Origin of the sequence: Corallococcus terminator (assembly GCF_049194865.1) — a bacterium.
Classification (GTDB): Bacteria; Myxococcota; Myxococcia; order Myxococcales; family Myxococcaceae; genus Myxococcus; species Myxococcus terminator_A.
Map to the genome: position 1 here is coordinate 94,421 of NZ_JBLZWL010000097.1, position 22,914 is coordinate 117,334.

Annotated in this window: 1 protein-coding gene (running past one end of the window); it reads right to left on the reverse strand. The window is 70.1% G+C overall.

The window, feature by feature from the left end; translation table 11 throughout:
• On the reverse strand, positions 1–22,914 hold the 3' portion of the coding sequence (locus tag ACN469_RS30015) for an IPT/TIG domain-containing protein (protein WP_498773351.1). 8,673 nt of this gene lie beyond the right edge of the window; the window shows 22,914 of its 31,587 coding nt (coding positions 8,674–31,587); its start codon lies beyond the right edge, outside the window; it ends in the stop codon at positions 1–3.

A 22,914-nucleotide genomic window follows, 5' to 3' on the forward strand; every position in this document is an offset into this window, starting at 1 on the left:
TCACTCCTCGCGAATGCTCAGGCGGATGCTGCCAACTTCCGTGTCTTCGTAGCCATCCACGACGATGGTGATGGCCTGCTGGGCATCCAGCGGAATCCGGACCTCCGGCGTCCCGTTGTGCCGGCTCCGCCCATCACAGGCCAGGATCCTCTCGGGCTCGCACGAGCGGGGGTACACCGCCACCACCGTGCCGATGCTGGAGCCCTCCGTATCAATCACATACGTCCCCGCGGCGGGAGCCACCCAGAAGAACACCTTCTCCGGGGCCTCGGACCAATAGGAGCAGGTGTCCTGATCGTGATTGATGGAGCTGGTGCCTGACGTGTTCGCCGCCGTCCAGATGGGGAGCGGGTCCGTCAAGTGGACCCCCTCGACGCCCTGGCAGTTGGTCCGCTCCGTCGTCCCGGAAGCCGCGTGGCAGTCCGCGTCCAACGGATAGTCCGACTGCCCGTCTCCGTCGTTGTCCACGCCGTCGGCGCACACGGGCAACACCGCGGGGTCCACCTCGGACTCATCCCGGGAAGACTCACAGCCGGGCTCCTCGGGGTAGTCGATGCGCCCATCCCCGTCGTCATCCCGCCCGTTGCCGCACGCGAACGGCAGCTCCACCGTCAGGGTGAAGTCAACCGCGTCCCAGGCCTCGATGACGACCACCACTCGCTCGTTGGCCGCGAGCGTCACGACTCCCATCGCGCCGCCCGAGCTTTGTCGGGACCTGCAGGCAGTGATGACCTCTCCTCGGCAGGACTCCTCGCGCAGCGACAAGAAGGGCCGGGCCTGGCTGAGACTACTGTCCACCCGGAACCGATACGTCCCCGCGACGGGCGCCACGAAATCGTAGGCCCGTGCCCGGACATAGCGTGAGTCGGAGCACCCCGCCGACGCGGCGATATCCGCGAAACGGGTCGTCCCTTGGATGACCACCGGCGTCAGCGGCAGGCCCTGCGTCGAGAGCAGCTCGCCGCAGGCGACCTCGTCGTCGTCTCCGGCGCTCAGACAGGACGGATCTCCCGACGAACCCTCGGCGAAGTCGATCCACCCATCCTCCTGACCCACCGGCTCACTGTCCACCTGGTCGCCACAAGCCGGCGCGGGGATGGGGTCCTGTTCATCGTCGTCCATCGGGTCCGAACAGCCGGGGTCGTTGGGGAAGTCCTTCTTCCCATCGCCGTCCGAATCCATCCCGTCATCGCAGCGAGACACGCGGCACTGGAACTCAGTGATGGACACCCCGCCGCCTTCCAGTTCCTTCGGGCGACAGTGCTGATCTTCCGCGCACCGGAACCAGGGCTGCAACGGATCACACACGGCGTCGTCGTCGAGGATGCCATGCACCCGGAGCTGGGCCGTCCCTGTCCCTTCCGCGATGGCGTAGACGACCCCGCCCTCGTCCACGCGCGCGCTCGTGAAGACTTCCGACGCCGCCTCCAACTTGACGTCACACGTGATGGCCCGGTTGTCGTCGGCGCACGAGTTGCGCAGGGACAAGCCACTGAGCTGCGTCTCCGCTCCCACGATGACCAGTCCAGGCCCCGGCATGCGGATGCCGACCACCCGGTCCACTTGGTTCTCCGTCGAGCACGTCAGTCGATGGTCATCCGCCGCCCCACCGAAGTCGATCGGAAGCATGGCCATCTGGTCCAGACCGACACTAGCCTCCTGCGTCAGGTCGATAGGTGCCGCGCAGCTCTCGCCATCTCCGTCCTCCGACGTTCCCGCGGCACTGCCACAGCCCGGATCCTCGGGCCAGTCCACGAGCCCATCTCCGTCATTGTCCTCGCCGTCCGAGCAGGTGGGCTCGGTAGGGGGATCCATCTCGTCGTCGTCCTCGGGAGACTCGCAACCCGGATCACTCGGGTAGTCATGGACGATGTCACCATCGTCGTTGTTCTTCCCGTCACCGCACTGACTGCCCTGGCAGCGGAACACCGGTGAGCCATCCAGCGACTGCTCGCCCTCCTCTTCGCTGCACACGCCGTGACCGCAGACGAAGTTCGAGTCGCCGGGCGTGCACTTCGCGCCAATTCCCAGACGCGCCCGCTCCAACAGGATTCCCTGGGTGCTGCTCAGGGACGGGATGTAAACCTTCGCGTCCTTCGACATCGGCCCGGTCGTGATGCTCATGACCGTGCTTGTCCGGCACGTCGCCTGGCCTTCGAGCGGCGTGCATCCGTCGGGTCCAGCCATGTCCTGGACGAAGGTGAAGAACGGCAGGTACCAGCCACCCGTCGAGGTCAGCGTGAGACTCTCCACAGGGCCGTCAAACGGCAGGGAATGCCATGACCCTTGCTGACTCATGGTCGCCACGCCACACGGCCACGCGACAGGAGCTTCTTGCGAACGGAGCAGCGGCCGGAAGTTGACGCCTTGAGGAAGGGGAACCGCTGCCATACAGGCCGCCCCCGCGTTCGCCGCGTACACTGGCAGTGTCAGCGGCGCCGAGGTGGCCGACGCGTTGAGCATATCGACCGCGGACGCGGTGAACGTCAACGGCCCCTCCGCCACGGGCGTGAACGAGGCCGTCCGCTTGTAGCCGCTGTACACGCTCACCGCCACGGGCCCCTCGCTCAGCAGGACCGCGCTCCCGGCGAGCACCTCCAGCGACTGGAGCTGGCGCTCGTCGAAGAAGGTCGCATCCACAGTGGCGGGGATCCCCACAGCCGCATAGCTGCTGCGCGCGGAGAGCGAGAACCAGGGCGCGCGGTTCGCCACGACCGGCTCCTCATGCGTCTGCGTGACACTCCTGCCGCGAATGTCGGTGCCAACGGCCGACAGTCTGAGCGTGCCCTCCGTGAGCGTGAGGGAGGACAGCGTGAGAAAGCAGGTCCCGGACTCCGGGCAGTCCACGGAGGCGGCAACGACGTTTCCGTTCGGGAGCGTCGCGACCACCGACAACGTCGACATGGCCAGGTCATCCCATGCCGACACCTGGTAGCCGACCGTATGCCCGGCGGCCAACGGCAGGTTCGACGGCCACGAGACGACACTGAAGCTGATCCAAGGCTCGGCGTTCGCGTCGAGCCTCACCTCCGTATAGCGCCGCGCCTCGTGCCCCATCTGGTCGATGGCGAGCGCCATCACCACCACGGTGTTCTTTCCCTCCAGGCGGGGGTCCGTCAGGAACGGCAGGTAGAAGGAGGTCTCCAGCGCCCCATTCAGGCCACCGCCGATGAACTCCGGAGTCCCTCCACCCTCGATCTGCGTGGGGCTCACATACGTCGCGCCGTAGATGACCCAGGCACTCACGGTGTCCAGGTCCCCATCGACGTCCTCCGCGTTGACCTGGACGTAAGCCTCGGTCCCCTCGACGCGAGCGTTGTTTGCCGAGAAGGACTCGATGGTCGGAATGGCGACAGGCGCCAGGAGCACGTAGCTGCGCACTCCCGAATCCAGCCGCTGCCCCAGGGTGTCTTCGACGACGACCCGCAGCGTCACCACGTCACCTGCGTGCTTCCCGGAGAGGTCCAACGTGAAGTCGAGCGTGTTGCGCACCCCCTCCTCCGAGGAGAAGTTGCTCGCGACGACTTCGCCATCGACATACAGCCGCAGGGTCGACGACCCGTCATCCATCGCTGAAAGCTGAAGCACGTTCTTCGCCGGGCTCGCGAACAGGCGACGGGGCATTCCCTGCAAGTCCGCCGGAGGACTCGCCGAGCCACGCACGTTGATGGTCACCTCTCCGCGTGCCGGCTGGCCCAGCGCGTCGACCACGTCGACGTAGAGTGCCGGGTACTCCACCAGGTGGGTGGGGAGTCGGACCGAGCCGGAGTAGTACCCGTCCGAGCCCACCTTCGGCGTCAGCACGCCCAGGAACACGTCCTCCAGGCTCGCCGTCACCGTGTACGGCGGAGTGCCGCCCGACACGTACGCGGTGATCGGAACGGACTGCCCCACGGCGAACGGATCGTACCAGTCCGGGTCCTCCACCGACACCCACGGCTCGCCCTGGGCGGGCGGAGTCGCCACGCGGATGACTCGCTCTTCGGACAGCCCCTCCACGCCATGGACCGCGCGGGCGCGAACCTGGAGCCGCAGCTCCGAGCCCGGCAGCGCGGTCTCCGGCACCCACCACTGGCCGGAGGCTGCCCCTGGCTCGAGGTGCGCGAAGGGCACCCCATCCACCAGCAGCAGCGCGTCGTCCACGCGAGCACCCGACACCCGCGCTTCGAACGGCACCAGCGTGCCTGGCACCACCACCAGCGGCGCGGCGGAGAGCTGCAGCGTCGCGGTCGGCGCCGCGAGCGACGAAGGCGCAGTGAACACCGTCACGCCCGAGAAGCCCCGCGCGACGACGACCTGGTCTCCCGCCAGCACCGCGTCCCTCGCGTCCGGAGCGACGAGCGTGGCCTTCAGTCCCGGCGTGGTGGTCGCGACATCCCACAGCTGCACGCCCTGCTCCGTGGTGACCAGCGCAAGGCGCCCCGACAACCGGATGCGCCGCACGGGCCCCGGCGTCGACACCGTGCTCCGCGCCACGAGGCTCCCCGCGCTGTCCAGCGCGTAGACCCGGAACCCGGAGTCATTGCCCGCGAGCAACAGCTCACCGCCCAGCGCCACGACGTTCGTCGGCTCGCTCGCGATGCTCTCCCGCCTCAGGATGTCCCCCGCGCGATCCAGCTCCACCCACGTGAAGCCCGCGGGGCCTCGCGCGATGACGGCCCAGCGCTCATCTCCCGCGACGTCGAGCGTCGGCCCCTGCAGGTCCAGCTTCTTGACGGACAGCACGTCCGGCAGGCTGGCCGTCGCGACGACTCCCGCGCTCACCGTCCACAGCCGTCCAGGCGTCGCATGGAACCGCTCCACGCTCCCGACGCCAGAGGACAGCCTGGACCCGCGAGTGCTGTCCACGACGAAGGCCCCCGTGGTGTTCGCATCCGTCAACACGGACATCGCCGTTCCATTGAGCAGGAAGGTGTCCCCGCCCACGCGCTCGATCTGCCGCACTGCCTTCAGCACGGAGACCGAGAGCTGCCGCGTGGGACGCGACGGAATGGCCAGGTCCACCAGCGATGCCCCAGCCAGCCCCGCCGCCACGACGACGCCGCGTCGCGCCGGAGACAAGCCCACCACCGCATCATCCGTGTTGGACCAGGTGCCCAGGGCCGAAGGAGTCGTGCCCTCGGACGGACCTTCCGACAGCACCTTCACCACGAGCCCCGACTCGGTCGCCGCCAGCAACACGCCGCCCGACACGCGCAGCGCCCGCGCCGACAGTGACTCCTGCGCGAGCACTCGCGGCGCGTACGGCTCACTCACGTCCACGGTGCGCAGCACCCCATCGTCGCCCGCGACGTAGGCCCGGCCACGACTGACGGCCAGCGCCCGCGTCCCGGTTCCCAGCACCGCCTCGCCCTGCGCCACCAGGCTCGACGTGCCCACCGCCACCACCTGCACGCCTCGCGTCGTCCCCGCCACCAGCATCGCTCCATCCACGTCAACCAGCCGGACGTTGTCCAGGAGGTCCACGGAGGTCTGGGAGGTAGGCACCGCCACCGGACGCACGTAGAGGCGCTTGAGCGACGCGTAGAACATCCGCTCACCCGTCACCGCCAGCAACGGCGTCGTCACGTACGGGACCGAGCGGCTCGCGTAGGAGATCAACCGAGGCGCCGCGGGCTGGGTCAGGATGACTTCATCGATCCAGGACATGCCCTGTTCCGCCACGAAGGCCCGGCTCGCCCCCTTGAGCGACATGACCGACGTGTTCTGCGTCGCTCCCACGAGGCGCGGCTGCTCCGGCCGCGAGACGTCCACGACCTTCAAGCCGCCCTCCGCCATCGCCACCAGGACATGACGTCCCTGGACGGCCAGCGACAGCGGCGTGCCCTCGAGTCGCACCATCCCCAGAGGCGTCACGGTCACCGTCGCCGCATCACGCACCAGCCGACCCACGGCGACGCCCTTCGGAGTCGCCGCTACGACGAGCTCGCCCAGCAGCGCGACGTCCACCGCTCCCGCGAAGTCCCCCGCGACGACGACCGAGCCGTCGGACATCGTGGGCGCCACCACCTCGCGCACCCGGAAGTCCGCGGGGCCACCATCACTGACGTTGCCCTGGAGGTCCTTCGCCCAGCCCTCCACGCGGAGCACCGTGCCCACGGGCGTGCCCACCGGCACCGTGTAGCTGAGCAACGGTCCCCCCGTGGCCACCAGCACATCACCCAGCTTCACGCGCAGCCCCTGCTCCACCACCGGCAGCGAGCCATCCGTCGCCGTCAGCTTCGCGGTCACCATCGAACCCGCGGCCACCACCGTGCCCGAAGGAGTCACGTCCAGCGCCGCAATCGACGGGAGCGTCTCGTCCGGAACCACCAGCACCTGCGCGTGCGCCACGGACTCACGACCATCGCCGTCGACCAGTCGCGCCGTCACCCACGCCTGGACACTGCCCGCACCCGTCGCCAGCAACGGCATCCTCGGCGTGGCCACCGTGGCCGGCGAGGCGAGGAGCATCTGCTCCTCCAGCGTCACCTGGCTCAGTCCGACGGCGAAGCTCACCGTGTAGCGCTCGGGCACGTCGCCCTGGAACGCCACCGTCATCGACACCGGCTGGCCTTCCGAGGCCTGAGCGACGGCGGGTGTCACCGTGAACGGCGTGCCAGCCGGCTTGTCATTCGTGAAGACGAGCACGGACCTGGGCGTGGAGATCGCCGTCTCGCTGCCATCCGTCGCGGTCGCCACCAACGTGATGCCATGTCCCGTTCCGGTGCCCACCATGGGCACCGACAGCACCGCCGACAGGGCCGGCGACGTCACGGTGACGCTTCTGAGCACCGTCGCGCCGTCCATCAGCGACACCGTCACGGTCTTCACCCGCGCCGGGTCCACGAACCTGGGGACCACCGTCATGCGCGTGCCCTCCAGCACCTGCTCGGGCGCCTCCAGGCTCACGAACTCCGGGCCGGACGTCGCGGTCGTCAGGGCCACCACGTCCTCCGCCTTCTCGGAGTTGCCGGCCTGGTCGTGCACCCACAGCTCCAGGTGCGCGCTCGTCCCCGTCAGCGGCAGGTCCACCGAGTCCGGCAAGCGGCCGTCGAGCACCTCCACCGTCCGGCCGTTCACCTTCAGCTCCGACACGTAGGCATTGAACGGATCCACCTCGTCGCTCACGCCAGTGGTCAGCGCGATCCGACTTCCCGCTACACCCGTCGCGGGCGCGACCAGCGACACGACAGGCTCGTCGGGTCCACGTCCCAGCGGCAGCCGCGCCACGCTTCGCGCATCCGCGGTCAGGATGTCTCCCGCCGTGATGACCGCCGCTCCCGCCAGCGTGGGGTAGTGACCCACGCCCACGGGGTACGCGCCACCCGACGCGGGCTCGGAGCGGATGTCATGCACCCGAAGCCCCTGGGTGGTTCCCACGACGAGCCACGGCCCGAACACGGAAGCGGACTGTGCCGGGACATCCAGCGTGGTGGGCTCCGTCCCGAGCAGCGTCAGGTGGACACCCGACTCCTCGAAGCAACGCAGCATCGTGCCGCCCAGCACACAGGCCCTGTCTTCCCCCGCCGCGACGACGAGGTCCGCGTTCGCCACGGCCACCGAGGCCTTCACCGTGGGCGCATGCGGCGTGGACACGTCCACCGACGTCAGGCGCGTCTCGCCCAGCACCAGCGCACGCGTCCCGCTCACGGAGAGCCCCTTCACGGGCTCGCCGGGCAGTCGTCCCGCGACCTGGCCCGAGGCGGTGTACACCTCGAGGCCCTCATCCGTTCCCACCACCAGCAGCGCACCGCGCACCGCCGCCAGCGCCGTGGGCGCGCGCCGCACGTTCACTGACGTCACCGTCAGGTCCGGCAACGACAGCAGCTCGACCACGCCAGCGCCTCCGCGCCGCACCGCCACCGCGAGCCGGTTTTCCACGAAGGCCAATCCCACCCCGCGCCCCTTCACCCGGCGCGTGCCGATGACGGCGAGCGTGGAACGGGAGCGAAGCTCCACCACGGCCTCTCCCACGGAGTCCTCGCGCAGCACCGCCCACGCGTCGCTCCTCGCGGCCACGGCCACCACCGGCAACGAGGGCTCCGGCTTCACGCTTTCGTCGCCCCGCGCGAACACCGCCAGCGCGCCCGTCTTCACGCTCGCCAGTCGCTGCGAGCCCGTCTCCAGGGCCTCCACCCGTGCCACCACCGGCGCGCCTTCCGGACCGCGCGGCAGCGTGTAGCGCCCGTCCGTCCCGGAGAACGCGACGCCCCCCACCGTGAGCGAAGGCACGGGCGTCATCGCCCCGGCCTCGGCCTTCACCTGGAGCTGCGAGCCCCCCAGCCACATCGGCCCCACCGGCCGCGTCGCGACCTGGATGATTGGAGTGGGCAGCGAGGAGTTCTGCACCTGGAAGATCTGGACCAGCGGCTCGCTCTGGAGCCCGTCCACGTCCGTCGCCACCGCGCGCACCGCCACGCGATACGGCTTGTCGTTGACCAGCACGGGCACCTGGAAGCGATGGCTCCAGGGCTCGTGCGTCAGCGTCACCGACTGCAGGTCCAGCTCCAGACGAACGGAAGCGACACCCGCCGGCGCGCTCACGTCCACCGCCACTTCGACCTCGTTGCCTTCCCACAAGGTGCTGCCCACGCTCGGCGTGCGCAGACTCACCATCGGCTTCGTCGCGCTCGACGTGGCGCCCAGCACGGTGAGCTCCACCGTTGACTCCATGTCGTTGCCACGCGCGTCGACCGCGTACACCCGCAGCTTCACGAGCGTGTCCTCGGAGACGGACGGCGCCACCCAGCGCACCGGCGCGGGGACTCCCGCGAACGTGGCGAGCTGCTTCGGCTCGGTCGTCCCCATCAACTGGTGGAACGTGGTGCGCACGACACGGTTGTTGTCGGACACGCTCGCGCGCAGCTCCAGGCTCGCGCCCGAGGAGATCTTGGCGCCCTGGGTGGGCAGCACCCACGCCACCACCGGGTCCTCGTTGTCGCGCTCCACCGTCACCTGTAGCAGCGCGGGCGCGGAGGTCTGTCCTCGCGAGTCCGTCGCCACGGCGACCAGCTCGTGGACCTCGTTCACCGCTCCCGTCAGCACGAGCGGGAGCGTCTCTTCCAGCACGCTCGTCGTCCCCGTCAGGCCGGTGACACGCCGCAGCGGCTGGCCGTCCATGCTCAGCTCGATGGAGCTGAGCTGCTCGGGGTCCTCCGCGGAGACTCGGAGGGCGAGCGTCTCGCCTTCCTTGCCCTGCACCGCCGCGAGCGCGGGCTCCGTGAAGCTCACCGTGGGCAACCTGTCGTTGGTCAGGTTCACGATGGCCGTCACCGTGGCGTCATTGCCGCTGCCATCCACCGCGCGAGCCACCAGCGTGGACTTGCCGCCAGCCGGGATGCTCCGCCAGGTGTGGCGGTACTTCGGCTCGTACGGCGACACCCTCGCCAGCTCCTGGCCATCCACGGAGAGCTCCAGGTTCAACGGCCCCGGGCCCGTGTCCGTGCCGGACACCACGAAGGTGTACTCCGTGCCCACGCCCAGCGTGGAGTTGTGCACCGGCGTCGTGCGTCCGTCGAAGGCCAGCGCCACCGTGGGGTCGAGGACGTCCACGGCGTAGAACGTCTTCGGCCATGGCGCGGGCTGCACGTTGCCCACGACGTCGTAGACGTTCGTCAACGTCAGCATGTAGCCCTTGGTGGACTCGAGGTTGGCGGCCCCCGCCGGTCTCGTGAAGGTCACCGTCGAGCCAGTCACGCTCAAGGTGCCCGCCAGCACGGTCCCCGTCGTGACGTTCGTCATCACGGCCGTGGTGAGCGCCTCGGGAGCCACACCCAGCCGCACGGGCTCGTCGAACGTCGCGCTGAAGGTCTTCTGCGCGAGCGGCACGGACCCGGCGGGCAGATACTCGGGCATCTGGCCCGGCGCCTTCAGGTCTCCCCGGTGGAGCGACTGCTCCAGCACCAGGCTCGCGCCCGGCTGGGAGAGGTAGAGCGGCACCCAGCCCGTCCCTCCCGCGGGGATGCGGACATCCACGCGGTTGGTCGCGAAGTTCATGAGCTGCGCGGGAGGACCGTTCTGCGTGAAGCGGACCTCCAGGCCTCGCGTGAAGCCCGTGCCCGTCAGTCGCACCCATTGCCCCGCGTGGTCGACGCGGTTCGGCGCGACCTCGGAGACGGAGAGCGGCGTGTTGTAGACGAAGCCACCGGGCACCTCCGCCACGTCGCTCCCGCTGACCACGCGCACCAGCACCGGCCCCGCGTGCTGCGTCGCCGGAGCGAGCACCCGCAGCTGGGTGGCCAGTGCCTCGTGCGTCGGGTCATCCGTGGCCGGCTTCAGGCCGAAGAACACCTGCGAATCCGGAGCGAAGCCTGAACCATCGAGCGTCACGACGGTGCCACCCGTCAGGGGTCCATGGTCAGGGGCAATCTCGGAGACAGAGACACCGGAGGCCTCCGCGTCACCACGGAACGAGTACGTCCAGTCCCCGAGCACGGTGCCGCCCTTGTAGGATGTCGGCCCCAGGGTGACGCGCGCGGAGTAGTCCCGACCGGACACGAGCGCGCTGGTGGGCTGCGAACGCAGCGTGGAGCCCGACGGAGTCACCGTCGCGGGCACCACCGTGGTCCCATCCAGCAGGAGGATGGACGAGCCGGCCACCACGGACAGGGACAGCTCGCTCGCGACGGACACCGACACGGGCGCGTTCAGCGGCAGCACGCCTCCGGGCCGAGGCGACATGTGGCGCACCGTCGGGTACGGCAGCGTGTCGAAGAGCTGAGTACGGCCCGACAGCGTCGTCACCAGCACGAAGCCATCACCCACCAGCGGACGGGGCTGGTAGCTGGCGGTGTGCGTGAAGAAGGTCCGCTCGACGAAGGTCGTCGACGGCGTGGTGTCGATCCACGACGCACGCCCCGTGCCCGCGGCGATCAGCCACGGACCCGAGAGCGCCACTGCGCTCGGCACGCTCGCGAAATCGCCAGTCGAGGTCCATGAGCCCAGCGACCTCGGCGCCGTCGGGTCCATCGCCTCCAGGACGTACGCGGAAGCACCCGCCGCCACGGCGATGCGGCTGCCCTCCACGGACAGGTCCATGGCCATCCCCGCCAGCCCGCCCACGGTGCCCAGCACCTTCAGCTCACCGTCCTTCAGGCTGCGCAGCTCCACGCGCGAGACCTGGTTCTGCTCCAGCAGCACCGCCAGGGCATCCCCCACCACGCCCAGCGCCGCGATGCGCGAAGGCGACAGCGAGTGCTGCGCCAGCACCACCAGCCGGTCTCTCGTCTGGCTCGCCTCGCGCATCTCGCCGAGCAGCACCAGCTCACCACCACCCGCCACGGCGACCGTGGAGGCTCCAGGGCCCACTGCCACGGACGTCAGGTACGCGCCCGCCACCAGCGGAACACGGTCCAGCTCCACCGGTGCACAAGGCACTCCCGGGCCACTGCCACAAGCGCCCAGCTCGTACCGCACCACCACGTTCGTCCCGAGCAGGACGGCCCGGCTTCCCGACACCGCCAGCGACATGGCACCACTCACGCCAGGCACGCGGCCCAGCTCGAGCTTGTTGCCAGACGTCGACAGGTCGATGGCGACCAGGTCGCTGTCCCGCGCCTGCAACAGCGTCGTCCCCACGAGCGCGCTCGCGGGCCCACCGGCCTGCAGCTCCTCGCGCTTCGCCAGGGTGAAGGTGAAGCCACCCGCCAGCACGCTGCCCACCGCGCCGCCGCCCGTGGGCGTCTCCACGCGCACGTCGACAGGCCCCACGATTCCATCCGGCACCGTCGCCGTCAGCACGCCCGACACGTCCACCGTCGTCGCGCTCGCCGGCACTCCAGAGAACGTCACGCGCGAGCCGGCATAGAAGCCCTCGCCGTGCAGGCGCACCTGCGCGCGGCTCATCGTCTCCGCGAAGGTCGGCTCAACCTTCGTCAACTTCGGAACCGGCAGGTAGCGGTAGGCCCCGAGCCGCGACACCGACAGGCCATCCGGATTGCGGACCTCCACGGACGCCGCGCCCGCGACACCGGGAGGCGCGATGACCTGGATGACCTTTCCACCCTGCGACACGGCGCAGCTTCCTCCAGACGTCGCGCCCGCCGGCTTGCCGCCGATGAGCACGGTGCAGCCCGACATGAAGCCGGTGCCATGCAGCGTCACCGTCTCACCACCCGCAGTCAGGCCGTAGGCCGGGCTCACCTCGCCCAGCGTCGGACCCGAGACGGTGGCCTGGGTGGCCGTCTGGAACCGGACCTCCGTGTCCGTGCCCAGCTCACCGCCCTGCAGGTCGGCCAGGGTGCTGCCCACCTTGAGCACGTAGCGCGTCCCCACGCTCAGCACGGGCGACGGCGTGAAGATGGCGCGAGCGCCACCCTCGTCCGAGCGGGCCTCCACCGAGCCCGTCACCGCCTGGCCCGTCGACGTCTCCAGGCGCACCTGGTCCAGGGTGCTCGTGCTCGGCAGCTCCGACAGGAGCACCGTCGGCTTCGTCCCCACGGGCACCGTCTCGCCCTCGGCTGGAATGGAGCCACGCACCTCCAGGTGGTCCAGCATCACCGAGGCGATGGTGCCGGCCAGCTCTCCGTGCCCGGTGTCCGGCGACTGGATGGGCAGTTCCACCGCGCGCCCGTTCTTGTCGAGCACCAGCGTTCCCACCATCAGGTACTTGTCCATCATCGCCAGCGTGTTGGCATCGCCCTGGACCAGCGCGTGCTCCAGTGCCGTCGGACTCCCCGTGTGCGGCACCCGGAAGCGCTGCACCTTGCCGCCGCCCGCCGCGACATACGCGATGCCCGCGGCCACCCGCGTCTGCTCCGCCGAGACCCGGCCATTGTTCATCACGTCCGTGAGCAGCAGCGCGCCCACTAGCGAAGGCTGGCTCGGCGTCTGGAGCTCGATGACGGACACCTGCGCCTTGGCGCCGAGCGACACGTAGGCTCGCGAGCCTTCCGTCGTGATGTGGCGCGCGGAGCCGATGAGCGGAACCTCGCCCACCTGCTCCAGGTCTCCCCGGCGCGCATCCAGCACGAGCAGCCGGGCTCCTCCCACCCCCTCCGCCGAGGCGAGCAGGTAGTGGCCATTCAGCGCCAGCGCCGTGACGCCACCCTGGATGAGCCGCTGGTACGTCTGACGCGGCTGGGGATTCTCCGTGGTCCGGTACGCACGAATGCCCGCGGCATCCGCCGCGTAGACCATGTCACCCCCGGCCGCCACGGCCACCGTCGCGCCCGTCCCCGGCAGCGAGTACGTCACCGACGACGCGGAAGGCCGCGTCACGTCCAGCACCTTCAGGCCGCCCGTCCCCGCCGCGACGTAGAGGACGTTGCCCACCTTGGCCAACTGGTACGCCCCCGACTTCCCGCTGTCGCTGAACATCACCCGCGCCATCTGCCGGACCGCCGTCTGCTCGGAGAGGTCCGCGATGAACAGGCCACCCTGGGACTGCGAACGCAGTCCTCCGCCCTCGACAGCCGCGCCATGGGGGCCGGTGACGTCCACCTCGCCACCGATGGAGGCGTAGAGGACGCCACGGTCCACCAGGACGTGCCGCAACGGAGGCGTCTCCAGCCGCGCCATCGCTCCCGCGCCATAGAGGAACGAGCTCAGGCGCACGGCCTCACGCTGCTGGGTGCCACCGTCATGCGTGGGAAGCGTCAGGCGGGCCTTCACATCCACCAGCCCCGCCGCATGGGGAGGAGCCACCGCCGTGGCCTGACCCGACGTGCGCACGTTCACCGTGAACGAGTGCGCGTCGCCGAAGAAGACCTCCATACCGGGAAGGAAGCCCGTGCCCATGAGGGCCACTTCCACGCCACCCTGCTGGCTCGCATGGTCCGGAACCGGCGCGCTCAACTGGAGCGCGTCCCGGTACGTGAAGGCGCCCAGCTGCGTCGCCTGCATTCCGTCCGAGTAGGCCACCTGCACCGCCGCGGGCCCCGCGACCGACGACAGCGGAATCCGCACGATGAGCGCGCCCGTCCCGGCGTCCCACACCACGTTGCCAGCGCCGGTGATGGGCGTACCACCCACGGACACCACGAGGCCCGTGCCGCCCAGGTGCGTGCCGTCGATGCGCACCGTCGTCGTCTCGGTCCGCAGACCGCTCGACGGAGTGACGGTGGTGATGGCGGGCCGCTGGCGTCCGGCCTGGTCCACCTTGAACTTGAAGAAGACCGACGTCGCCAGCGGACGCGACAGCCCCTCCTCGGACAGCGTGGACTTCACGCCGCCCGCCGCCAGGGACACCTCCACCTGCTCACCGGGCTGGAAGACGTCCGCGACGTCGGGCGTGAAGAACAGCGACGAGGTCCGCAGGGCGGTCGCCTCCACCCGGCTGACTCCGGTCACCACGCGCCCGGCGGGGAACGCCGTCGAGAAGGCCTTCACGCTGAAGGCTCCCGGTACCAGCGAGTCGAGCGCCACGGGCAGCGAGAAGTCGATGCGGACCTCCGTGCCCACCGGCGCCAACGAATCCGGCTCCGGGAACGAGCCCACCGCGAGCAGCTCGGCGGGAGCAATCTCCACGACGGTGCGACCCGCGCCGCGCGTGGCCACCCACAATGAACCGCCGAACCACGTCAGGCCTGAGCCCTCCGCATCCAGCAAGGTGGACTGGAGCAACACCGGCTGCCCCTCGTGCGTCGTCGAAACGTCGAAGACGTACAGGCGCCGGCCCACCGTGACGTAGGCGCGACCCGAGCGCACGGAGATGCGCGCACGCATCAACTGGTCCGTGGACACTCCCGCATCGACGACGACTCCACCTAGACGCGCGCCCAACCGGTCATGGATGGCCAGCCGCAGGCCGTTGCCACCCGAGGCGTTGATGTTCGACGTGAGGACGTAGAAGCGGTTCGCTCCCAGGTCCAGCGCCAGGCCGTCCTCCGGGTACAACGGGATGGAGCGCACGAACACCGGCTGCGGCCCCACCAGCTCGAAGACCTGGATCTGCCCGCTGGCCGCGCCCGGCTGGGTGACGCTGACGTAGGCCAGCGTGCCCTCGATACGAACGCCCGTGGCGATGCCACCCGTGGTGGCGCGCCCCGCGATGTAGGGCCGCTTGCTGTCGGCCACGTCCACCACCGTCACGCCCGCGCCCTCGGCCAGCAGTACCAGGTGGCCGCTCACATCCAGGCTGTTGACGGGGGCGTCCGTCCTCACGCCGCCCAGACGGATGGGCCGCTCCTCGAGCGTCACATCGAAGATGTCCAGGCCCACCGCGTGGGCCGGCGCTCCCACGCCCACGTACAGCGTGTTGCCCGACAGCCGCAGCTCGGACACTTCCTTCGGCGGATAGCCGGGCAGCCCCAGGTTCGTGCCGAACGGCAGGTCATAGGCGAAGGTCGCCACGTCCCAATCCAGCGTCGTCTCCGGAGTCGCGCCGGGGATCACCAGGCTCACGGTCTCCATTCCCGGCGTGTTCGCCGCGGGCACCGTGAAGCGCACCGTGCGCAGGTCGACGATGTCGACGTCATCCGCCATCGTCGTCTCGCCGAAGCGGACCTTCATCCCCGGCTGGAGCACGGACTGGTCGAACACCAGCGTCGCCCGCGTCCCACCACCCACGGGGCCATGGTCCGGGGACAGCGTCGCGTGCGCCACGGCCGGGTCATCGATGTAGAAGAGCGCGAAGGCCAGCTCCGACTTCGGTCCGCCCGGGTGCGTGACTGTCACGTCCACGGGGCCCGCCTGCTGTGCCCCCGGCGCGGCGAGCACCATCTCCGTGTCGCCATTCGAGCGAGGGCAGGTGCTGAGCGTGCACGTCACCACATTGGCGCCGATGCGCACCTGCTCCGTGCCCGTGAAGCCCGAGCCCTTGAGCGTGAGGCTTCCACCGGTGGCACGGGCCAGCGTGGTCGGCGACACCGACTTGAGCGACGGCACCCGGCTGTTCGCCTTGCCGGTGGTGAACGTGGCGCGGAAATCCTTCAAGAGGTCTCCGCCCCGCTCGTCCTTCACACCGGTGGTGACGAGCAGCGTGTAGTCCTCCTCGGCCTTCAGCGTGCCCTGCACGGAGGCCTTCACCGTGTAGAGACGCTTCATGTCGTCACGCTCCACGGCGAGCTGCACCACGGCGGGCTGACCCTGGGCGTTCAGCGCGGGCTGACCGTCCTCGCCCAGGAGCTGAACGGAGGCAGGCACGACGCTGGGCGCGAAGATGGAGCGGTTGAAGCGCACCGTCAGCACCGGGCTATCAGGAGTGATGATGGCCCCGCGCTCCGGATTCACGCCGGTGACGAACGAGAACGGAACCTGCAGCTCCGTCAGACGGTCTCCACCCGCCAGCAGCAGGCGATCTCCCGCGAGCGCCACGTCCATGGCTGGCTCGGTGTTGCCTCCGCTCACCAGCTTCGGAGCACGCGGGTTCGACACGTCCACCAGCACCACGCCACCCTCCTTGGCCGACACGAAGAGCATGTCGCCCAGGAGGCGCAGCCGCTGCGGCTGGCCCGGCGTGTTGGACAGACTCTCGTCGAAGTCGATGCGCGCGCAGTCCAGCGGCTGCTCGGGGTTCGGGCACTCCAGCTCCACCGCCTGCGCGGGGTTGCTGATGTCGATGAAGCGAAGCCCCAGCTCCGCCGCCGCGACGATGGCCGTGTTCCCCACCACCACCACGTCCGTGAGGTTGGCCGGGAAGGTCAGCCGCTTCAGCAGCGTCGCCCCGGGCCGCGCGGCGTCGTAGATCTCCAGGTGACCTTCGGGCCTGGCCGTCTTCGCGTGGTACGTCGTGCGCTGTCCGCCGCCAGCACCGCCTCCGAGCGAATACTCGGGCGGCGGCGGCAACGTCCCTTCCGGGTTGTCGCAGTAGTGAGCGCCCTCATGGTGTCCGGTGGCGACGAAGAGCTTTCCGCCGTGCATCGTCAGGCCATAGGGCTCGCCACCCGGAGACAGGGTCCCCACCAGCAGCGGGTCCGCGGGGTAGCGCGTGTCCAGCAGGCGCAGGATGCCACCCTGGCCCGCGGCGGGCTCGGAGCCCACGCAGGGGCCCGCGTCCGGCGGAGGATTCGGCACCATCTTGTTGAAGGCCACCCAGCTCCCCATCGGCGTGGGCAGCAGCCGCGTGGCGAACTCGGGCCCGCCCCAGTCTCCGAACTTCGCCCGGCCCAGCTCCGTCATCGCGCGGTCATTCGCCGTCGTCACCGCCAGGCCAGCCGCGCCATTGGCGATGAGCACCTGACCCGGCAGCGTCGCCACGTCGAGCGAGTCCGGCGTCAGGTCGAACTCCGGCCATGGCGTGTCACTGGGCAGGTAGCCGAAGAGGATGGCCTGGAGCCTGTCCACCTTCTCCACCTTGGGATTGACGGTCTGCCCCACGGAGGCGACCGGCTGGCCCGCGTTGCGGACGTCGAAGGTGCCCGCGGTGTAGGCGTCGAAGTAGCGACCTCCCTGGATGTACCTGGCGTTGAGGTCCTTCGGCAGGCGGTTGCCGTTGATGGACGCTCCCGCTGACGAGTACAGGTACAGGGGCTCGTCGAGGTCCGCGGCCAGGGCCTTCGTGCGGAACGCGGAGACGGTGGCAACGCCATCCGTGCTCGTCGGAGCACCCTGCGCCTGCGGCGTGCGCCCGCGCTCCAGGCCGTAGCCCACCTTACGCTCGAGGCGGCTCACCTCCGGCTCTCCCACGCTTTCGCCCGAGCCCTGATTGTCCGGCAGCGAGGACGTCACGCGCACTTCCGCGAAGCCATCCGTCCCGAAGGACCCGATAGGCGCCGTCACGGCCAGCTCCTCCGTGGACAGGACCTGGACGGAGGAAGCCAGCAGCGTGCCGACATAGACCTTCGGTCCGCCCAGCGCCCCATAGGCCCAGTCCGGCAGGAAGCCGACACCGCGTACCCGCATCTGGCTGCCGCCAAAGGGGTTGAGGAAGCGAGGCGTCGCGCTGGTGATGTTCAGCGGTGCCTTGTAGAGGAAGCCGCCCGCGCGGCGGTCCCACAGCCCCGAGCCCGACTCCAGCGCTCCGTTCTCATCCAGCACGCCGTTGATGACCACCACGTCCGCGAGGCCAGGCACTCCCGGGGGCACTTTCACTTCCAACAGCGTCGAGGACGGGATCCCCGAAGGCCACACGGTGGCCCGCTCGCCGCCAATCAGCACAGTGGTCGCCGCCGCGAAGTTCCGTCCGAGAATCTGGACAATCGAACCGCCGCCCGTGGGCCCCACGCGAGGCACCACCTGGGCGATCTCCGGACGCGAGCCCGGAGCGTGCGCCGCGTCGAACTCCACTTCGAAGGGCGACAGCAGGTGCTTGCTGTCCAGCGTGAGCAGGGCCGTGGACACCGACAGCTTCAGCTTCGCGTGCGAAGGCAGCGGGTTCTCCGGACGGAAGCGGATGAGCACGGTGCTGACCGGCTCCGTCGCGCTCCCCGCCTCCAGGTCCGCGCCCGTCGCGCCCGTGCCCAGCCACTCCGTGCCGTCCACCGTCAACGACACGGCCTGACGCGCGCTCTCCGCAGTCACCGTCGTGGAGAACGTGAGCAGCAGCGACGGCACGTCGAGCGGCACCACGTCTCCGGCCTTCACGCTCGCGGAGACCAGGGTCAGCTCCGCCGCCGGACCGAACTCCAGCGCCCAGCCCGCGTTGCCACGGTTCCTGGCGCTGACGATGCGACCTCCCGCCACGGCGACGCGCTCGGCGGAGCCACCGCTCGCTCCCGCGACATGGTGCAGCAGCCGGGGATTCAGCAAGTCACTCAGGTCCACCACGGCCACGCCCGCCGCACCTACGGCCACGTAGGCCACATCCCCCACCAGCCGCACGTCCGAGGCGAAGCCCTTGAGCGTGTTGGTGCCCACCGAGGCACCACGGACAGGGTGCGCGGGATTCGACACGTCCACGAGCACCAGGCCCTCGGTCCCCGCCGCCACGACAGCCACGTGGTCCCGACGCAGGCGCACCCGCTGGACATCCAGCGGCAGCGAACCCTGTTGCGCCGGCATGCGGTCCACTCGCACCGTGTGCAGGTGGCCTCCAGTGAAGCGATGACCTGGGGTCCACGTGCCGGTGCCCACCACCGCCAGCTCCTCCTCCACGGCCAGCGCGCTGACCTCGGGGAGCAATGGGTCACCCAGGGTGTTCAGCAGGAAGGCCGCGTTCGTGATGTCGAAGCTGCGCAGGCCGCCCTTGCCAGCGGCGGCCAGCAGCCGGTCGCCCCGCAGGTCCAGGCCGAAGGCCGCGCCGTTTCCGGCAGCGGTGGAGCGAACCATCTTGGGCGTGGCCGGGTTGGAGATATCCAGCTCGAGGACGGTGCCCGCCGTGTAGCTGCTCCCATCCTGAGTCGCGCCCGCGCCGATGAAGAGGCGGTCATTCCACTCGGACGCGTACGCGATGGAGAGCAGGTCTCCACCCAGGTAGCTCCACGTCCCGATGATGCGGTCATCGCGACGGTCACTGTCCTCGTCGATGACCTCGTTGCGGCGCTCGGGAGGAATCGGCGTCCCCGCCAGCCGGCCCTTCAGGTAGAGCCCCGACAGGTCGACGATGCGAAGGCCGCCAGCGCCCACCATGTAGACGTGGTCGCCAATGGTCACCATGTCGTGAATCGCGCCCTGGAACGCCACCGCCGAGTCCGTCGGCTGGTCGAAGATGTAGGCGTCCTCGAGCGTGGCGCTCGTCCCATCCGACTGCGCCACCGTGACATCCACCGCGCCGCGCAGGCCGTTGGGCGTGTACGCCTCGATGCGCTCCATGCCCAGCACGCGAACGCGCAGGGCGGGCGTGTTGCCGAAGCGCACCTGGACGGTGCCGCTCGTCGTGAAGCCGGTGCCCCGCAGCAGCACCTTCGTTCCACCCGACGCGGGGCCTCGTCCCGGAGTGACGGCGAGCAGCGACAAGGACTTCGTGTAGATGAACGCACCCGCGCGCGTCAGCGAGCTGCCGGACGGGTTGCGGACCTCGAGCGACGCGGCGCCATCCACGGTCGACGCGGGCGTGCGCACGACGAGCTGGTTCGCGGAGAACGACTCGAGCTCCGCGGGAGCACCGCCCAGGCGGACCTCCAGTCCGGTCTCGAAACCACTCCCCTTCAGCGTCACGAGCGTGCCGCCCGCCACCGGGCCCTCACGGGGCGAAATCGAGTCGACGACGACCTGACGTGCCACCGTGTCCTGGGACGTCTCGAACTCCGTGACGAAACGCCCGGGCATGAGCGAGCCGTTCGTGCCCAGCGTCTGGAGGCCAGAGATGACCAGCCGGTGGCGCGTCAGCGCCCTGAGCGTCTGGGTCGGGTCGATGACGAGCTGGTGGACTCCAGCCGCGCTCACCTGCTGCGTGACCAGGACGGGGAGCTCCTCGCCCTCGGAGGAGCCATCCATCCGATAGAGCCGCGCGTTGACGGACGACGCCTCGCGCACCGCGAGGTTGAGGTCCGCGACGAGCGTCTCCGTGGTGGGGACGCCCGTCGCATACGGCGCCGGACGCACGGCCATCACCATGGGGAACGGCACCGCGATGACGACGAACCCGTCATTGGGCGTGGGCTGCGAGGGCGGCGAGTAGACGGTGCTGATGGTCGCCGCCACCACGCCCTGGTCGATGCCCACGTCCGAAAGCAGCGTCGCGGGCCACAGGTCCACGGCATCCACGGCGAGGGGCGCGGCCAGCTCCGAGACCGCCGAGAGCTGCACCACGCCGGCGCCCGCATTCACGCCCAGGTGAGTGCCGAGCGCGGACAGCGAGAAGCGCGTGCCCACGAGGGCCGATAGCTGCGCCACCTTGCGAGGCTGAGTGGGAGGCGCCAGGGAGACCGTGGAGGCCACCTCCCCCGACGACGACAACCCACGTCCCGAGTGGATGGCCAGGTCCCCCAGGTCCTGCGTCTCGCCGACCACCGGGAAACCCGGGCGCGCCAGGTCCACCACCAGGGTGGCGACGTCGTTCCCGGACCGGGCGAGCAGCACGGCGTGGCGGCCGAGCATCCGCACCTTCTCGATGGAGGGCGTCCGCACCGAGCCCTTCATCAGGAAGGAGCGCACGGAGCCGAGCAGCGTGGGACGCAGCGGCTCCACCAGCGAGAACACCGCGAGGCCACTGTCGCCCGCGGCGACGAGCGCCAGGTCATCCACCACCGCGAGGTCGTGCGCCTTGCCCTCATAAGGCAGCGCCATGACGAGCCGGGGCTGCGTGCCCACGCTGGCGTCCACGACGAGCAGCGACGGGCCGCCCTCGCCCACCATGTCCACATGGGTCAGCTCCGCGGCCTCGGCCGCCACGTAGGCGATGCGCTCACGTACCACGAGCGCCTTGGGCTGATAGGGCGGAGGGAAGGAGACGCCGCCCATCACCTCGGAGTTCTCCGGCACGGAGATGTCGACGATGGACAGCGCGCCCTGCGTGCTGCGCTTGAGCACCTCGATGACATCCGCGCCCTGCTGGATGGACGCATCCGAGAGCAGGTAGGCGCGGCCCTTCTCGAGCGCGAGCGAACCAGGACGCCCCTGAGGCAGCCGAGACGAGGGCCGGCCTTCCGTCCCATCGACGGCGGGCTGGTACCGGCCAATCCGCTTCGTCGTCGAGAGGTTCGTGTAGAGGTAGGCGTTCTCCGCCATCGCAAGCTGTCCGTCCGGATTGCTGACGAAGATGTCCGCCGGTCCGAAGCCGCCACCGGGCGTCGTCACCCGCATGCGCCCTGGGGACAGGACGATGGCCGATGGAGCCAGACTGCCTCGCGCCGTCTGCGCGCCCTGGCCTCGGAAGTAGACCTCCGCGCCCTGCTGGAAGCCCGCGCCGGACAGCTCCACTTCCTGCCCGCCCGCCAGGGGGCCGGAGGCCGGCGAGACGAAGCTCACCTGCAGGATGTCCATGTAGATGAAGCCACCCAGCAGGCTGCCGTGCAGCCCACCCGGGTTGACCACGGTGACCTTCACGGGCCCCTCCACCTGCTGCGGCGTGCGCACGGTGAGGACCGTCTTCGACTCACTGACGGAGACCTCCGTCGCCTCCGCGTTGGAGAAGTACACCCGGGCGCCAGACTCGAAGTTCGCGCCGCGAATCGTCACGCGCGTACCGCCGTCCACTGGACCCGCGCGCGGCTCCACGCGGTCCACGCGCGGCACGGTCCCCTCCTCCGTGCGAGTACGGAAGCGCGAGAGGTAGCGCTTCTCCAGCGTCCGCTGGAAGGTGCTGCCCACCCCTGCCTCCACGGTGATGGAGTGCTCCTTGCCACGCGCGAGCTTCACGCCCGCGGGGAGCAGCAGCTCGATGCGATAGCTGTCCGTCGGGCTCACCCGAGCCTCGGTGGTCAGCACGCGGCCGTTGAGCAGCCCTTCGCGCAGGATGACGCGCGCCGAGCTCACCGTGGCCGGGTCCACTGGCTGCGAGAAACCCACGGACAGCGCCAGCTCCGGCGCGCCGAGCGCCACCTGCTCCGCGCCATTTCCCGGCGTGGTGTCGGTGACGATGAAGCGGGGCAAGGTGAACTCGGCCACGCCCTGGTGACCGAACAGCGTCATCAGCCCGTCGCCCGTCATCGACACGTCCAGCGCCGCGGGCAGGTTGGCCCGCACGGAGGTCGTGGCGAGGCCCTCGTCATCGATGATGGAGGCGGTGAGCAGGCCCTTCACGGGCCGCGAGGCCTGGTCGATGAGCTGCACCGTGGACACCGACACGTTGCCCAGGCCCGACACGGAGCGCTGGCCCGTGGCCATCACATCCGCGCGACCCAGGGCATGCGACAGCAGTGACAGCACGCGCGGCGCGGCGCGCACGTCGACCACGGCGAGCGAGGCCGTGGCGCCCTGGCAACCCACGTGGACGCGCTCGCCCACCACTTCCAGCGTCTCCGCGCCACCCGGCACCGCCGCGTGGCCCAGCTCGCCCAACTCCGGGTCCAGCAGGTCGAACACCCGCAGGCCGCCCGACCCCGCCGCCACCAACAGCTTGTCGCCGAGCACCCCCACGTCCAACGCGGGCCCGTTCGTGGGCAGCGTCGTCAACCGCTGCGGATAGTCCACGTTCGACAGGTCCACCACCACGACGCCCTGATGACCATTGGC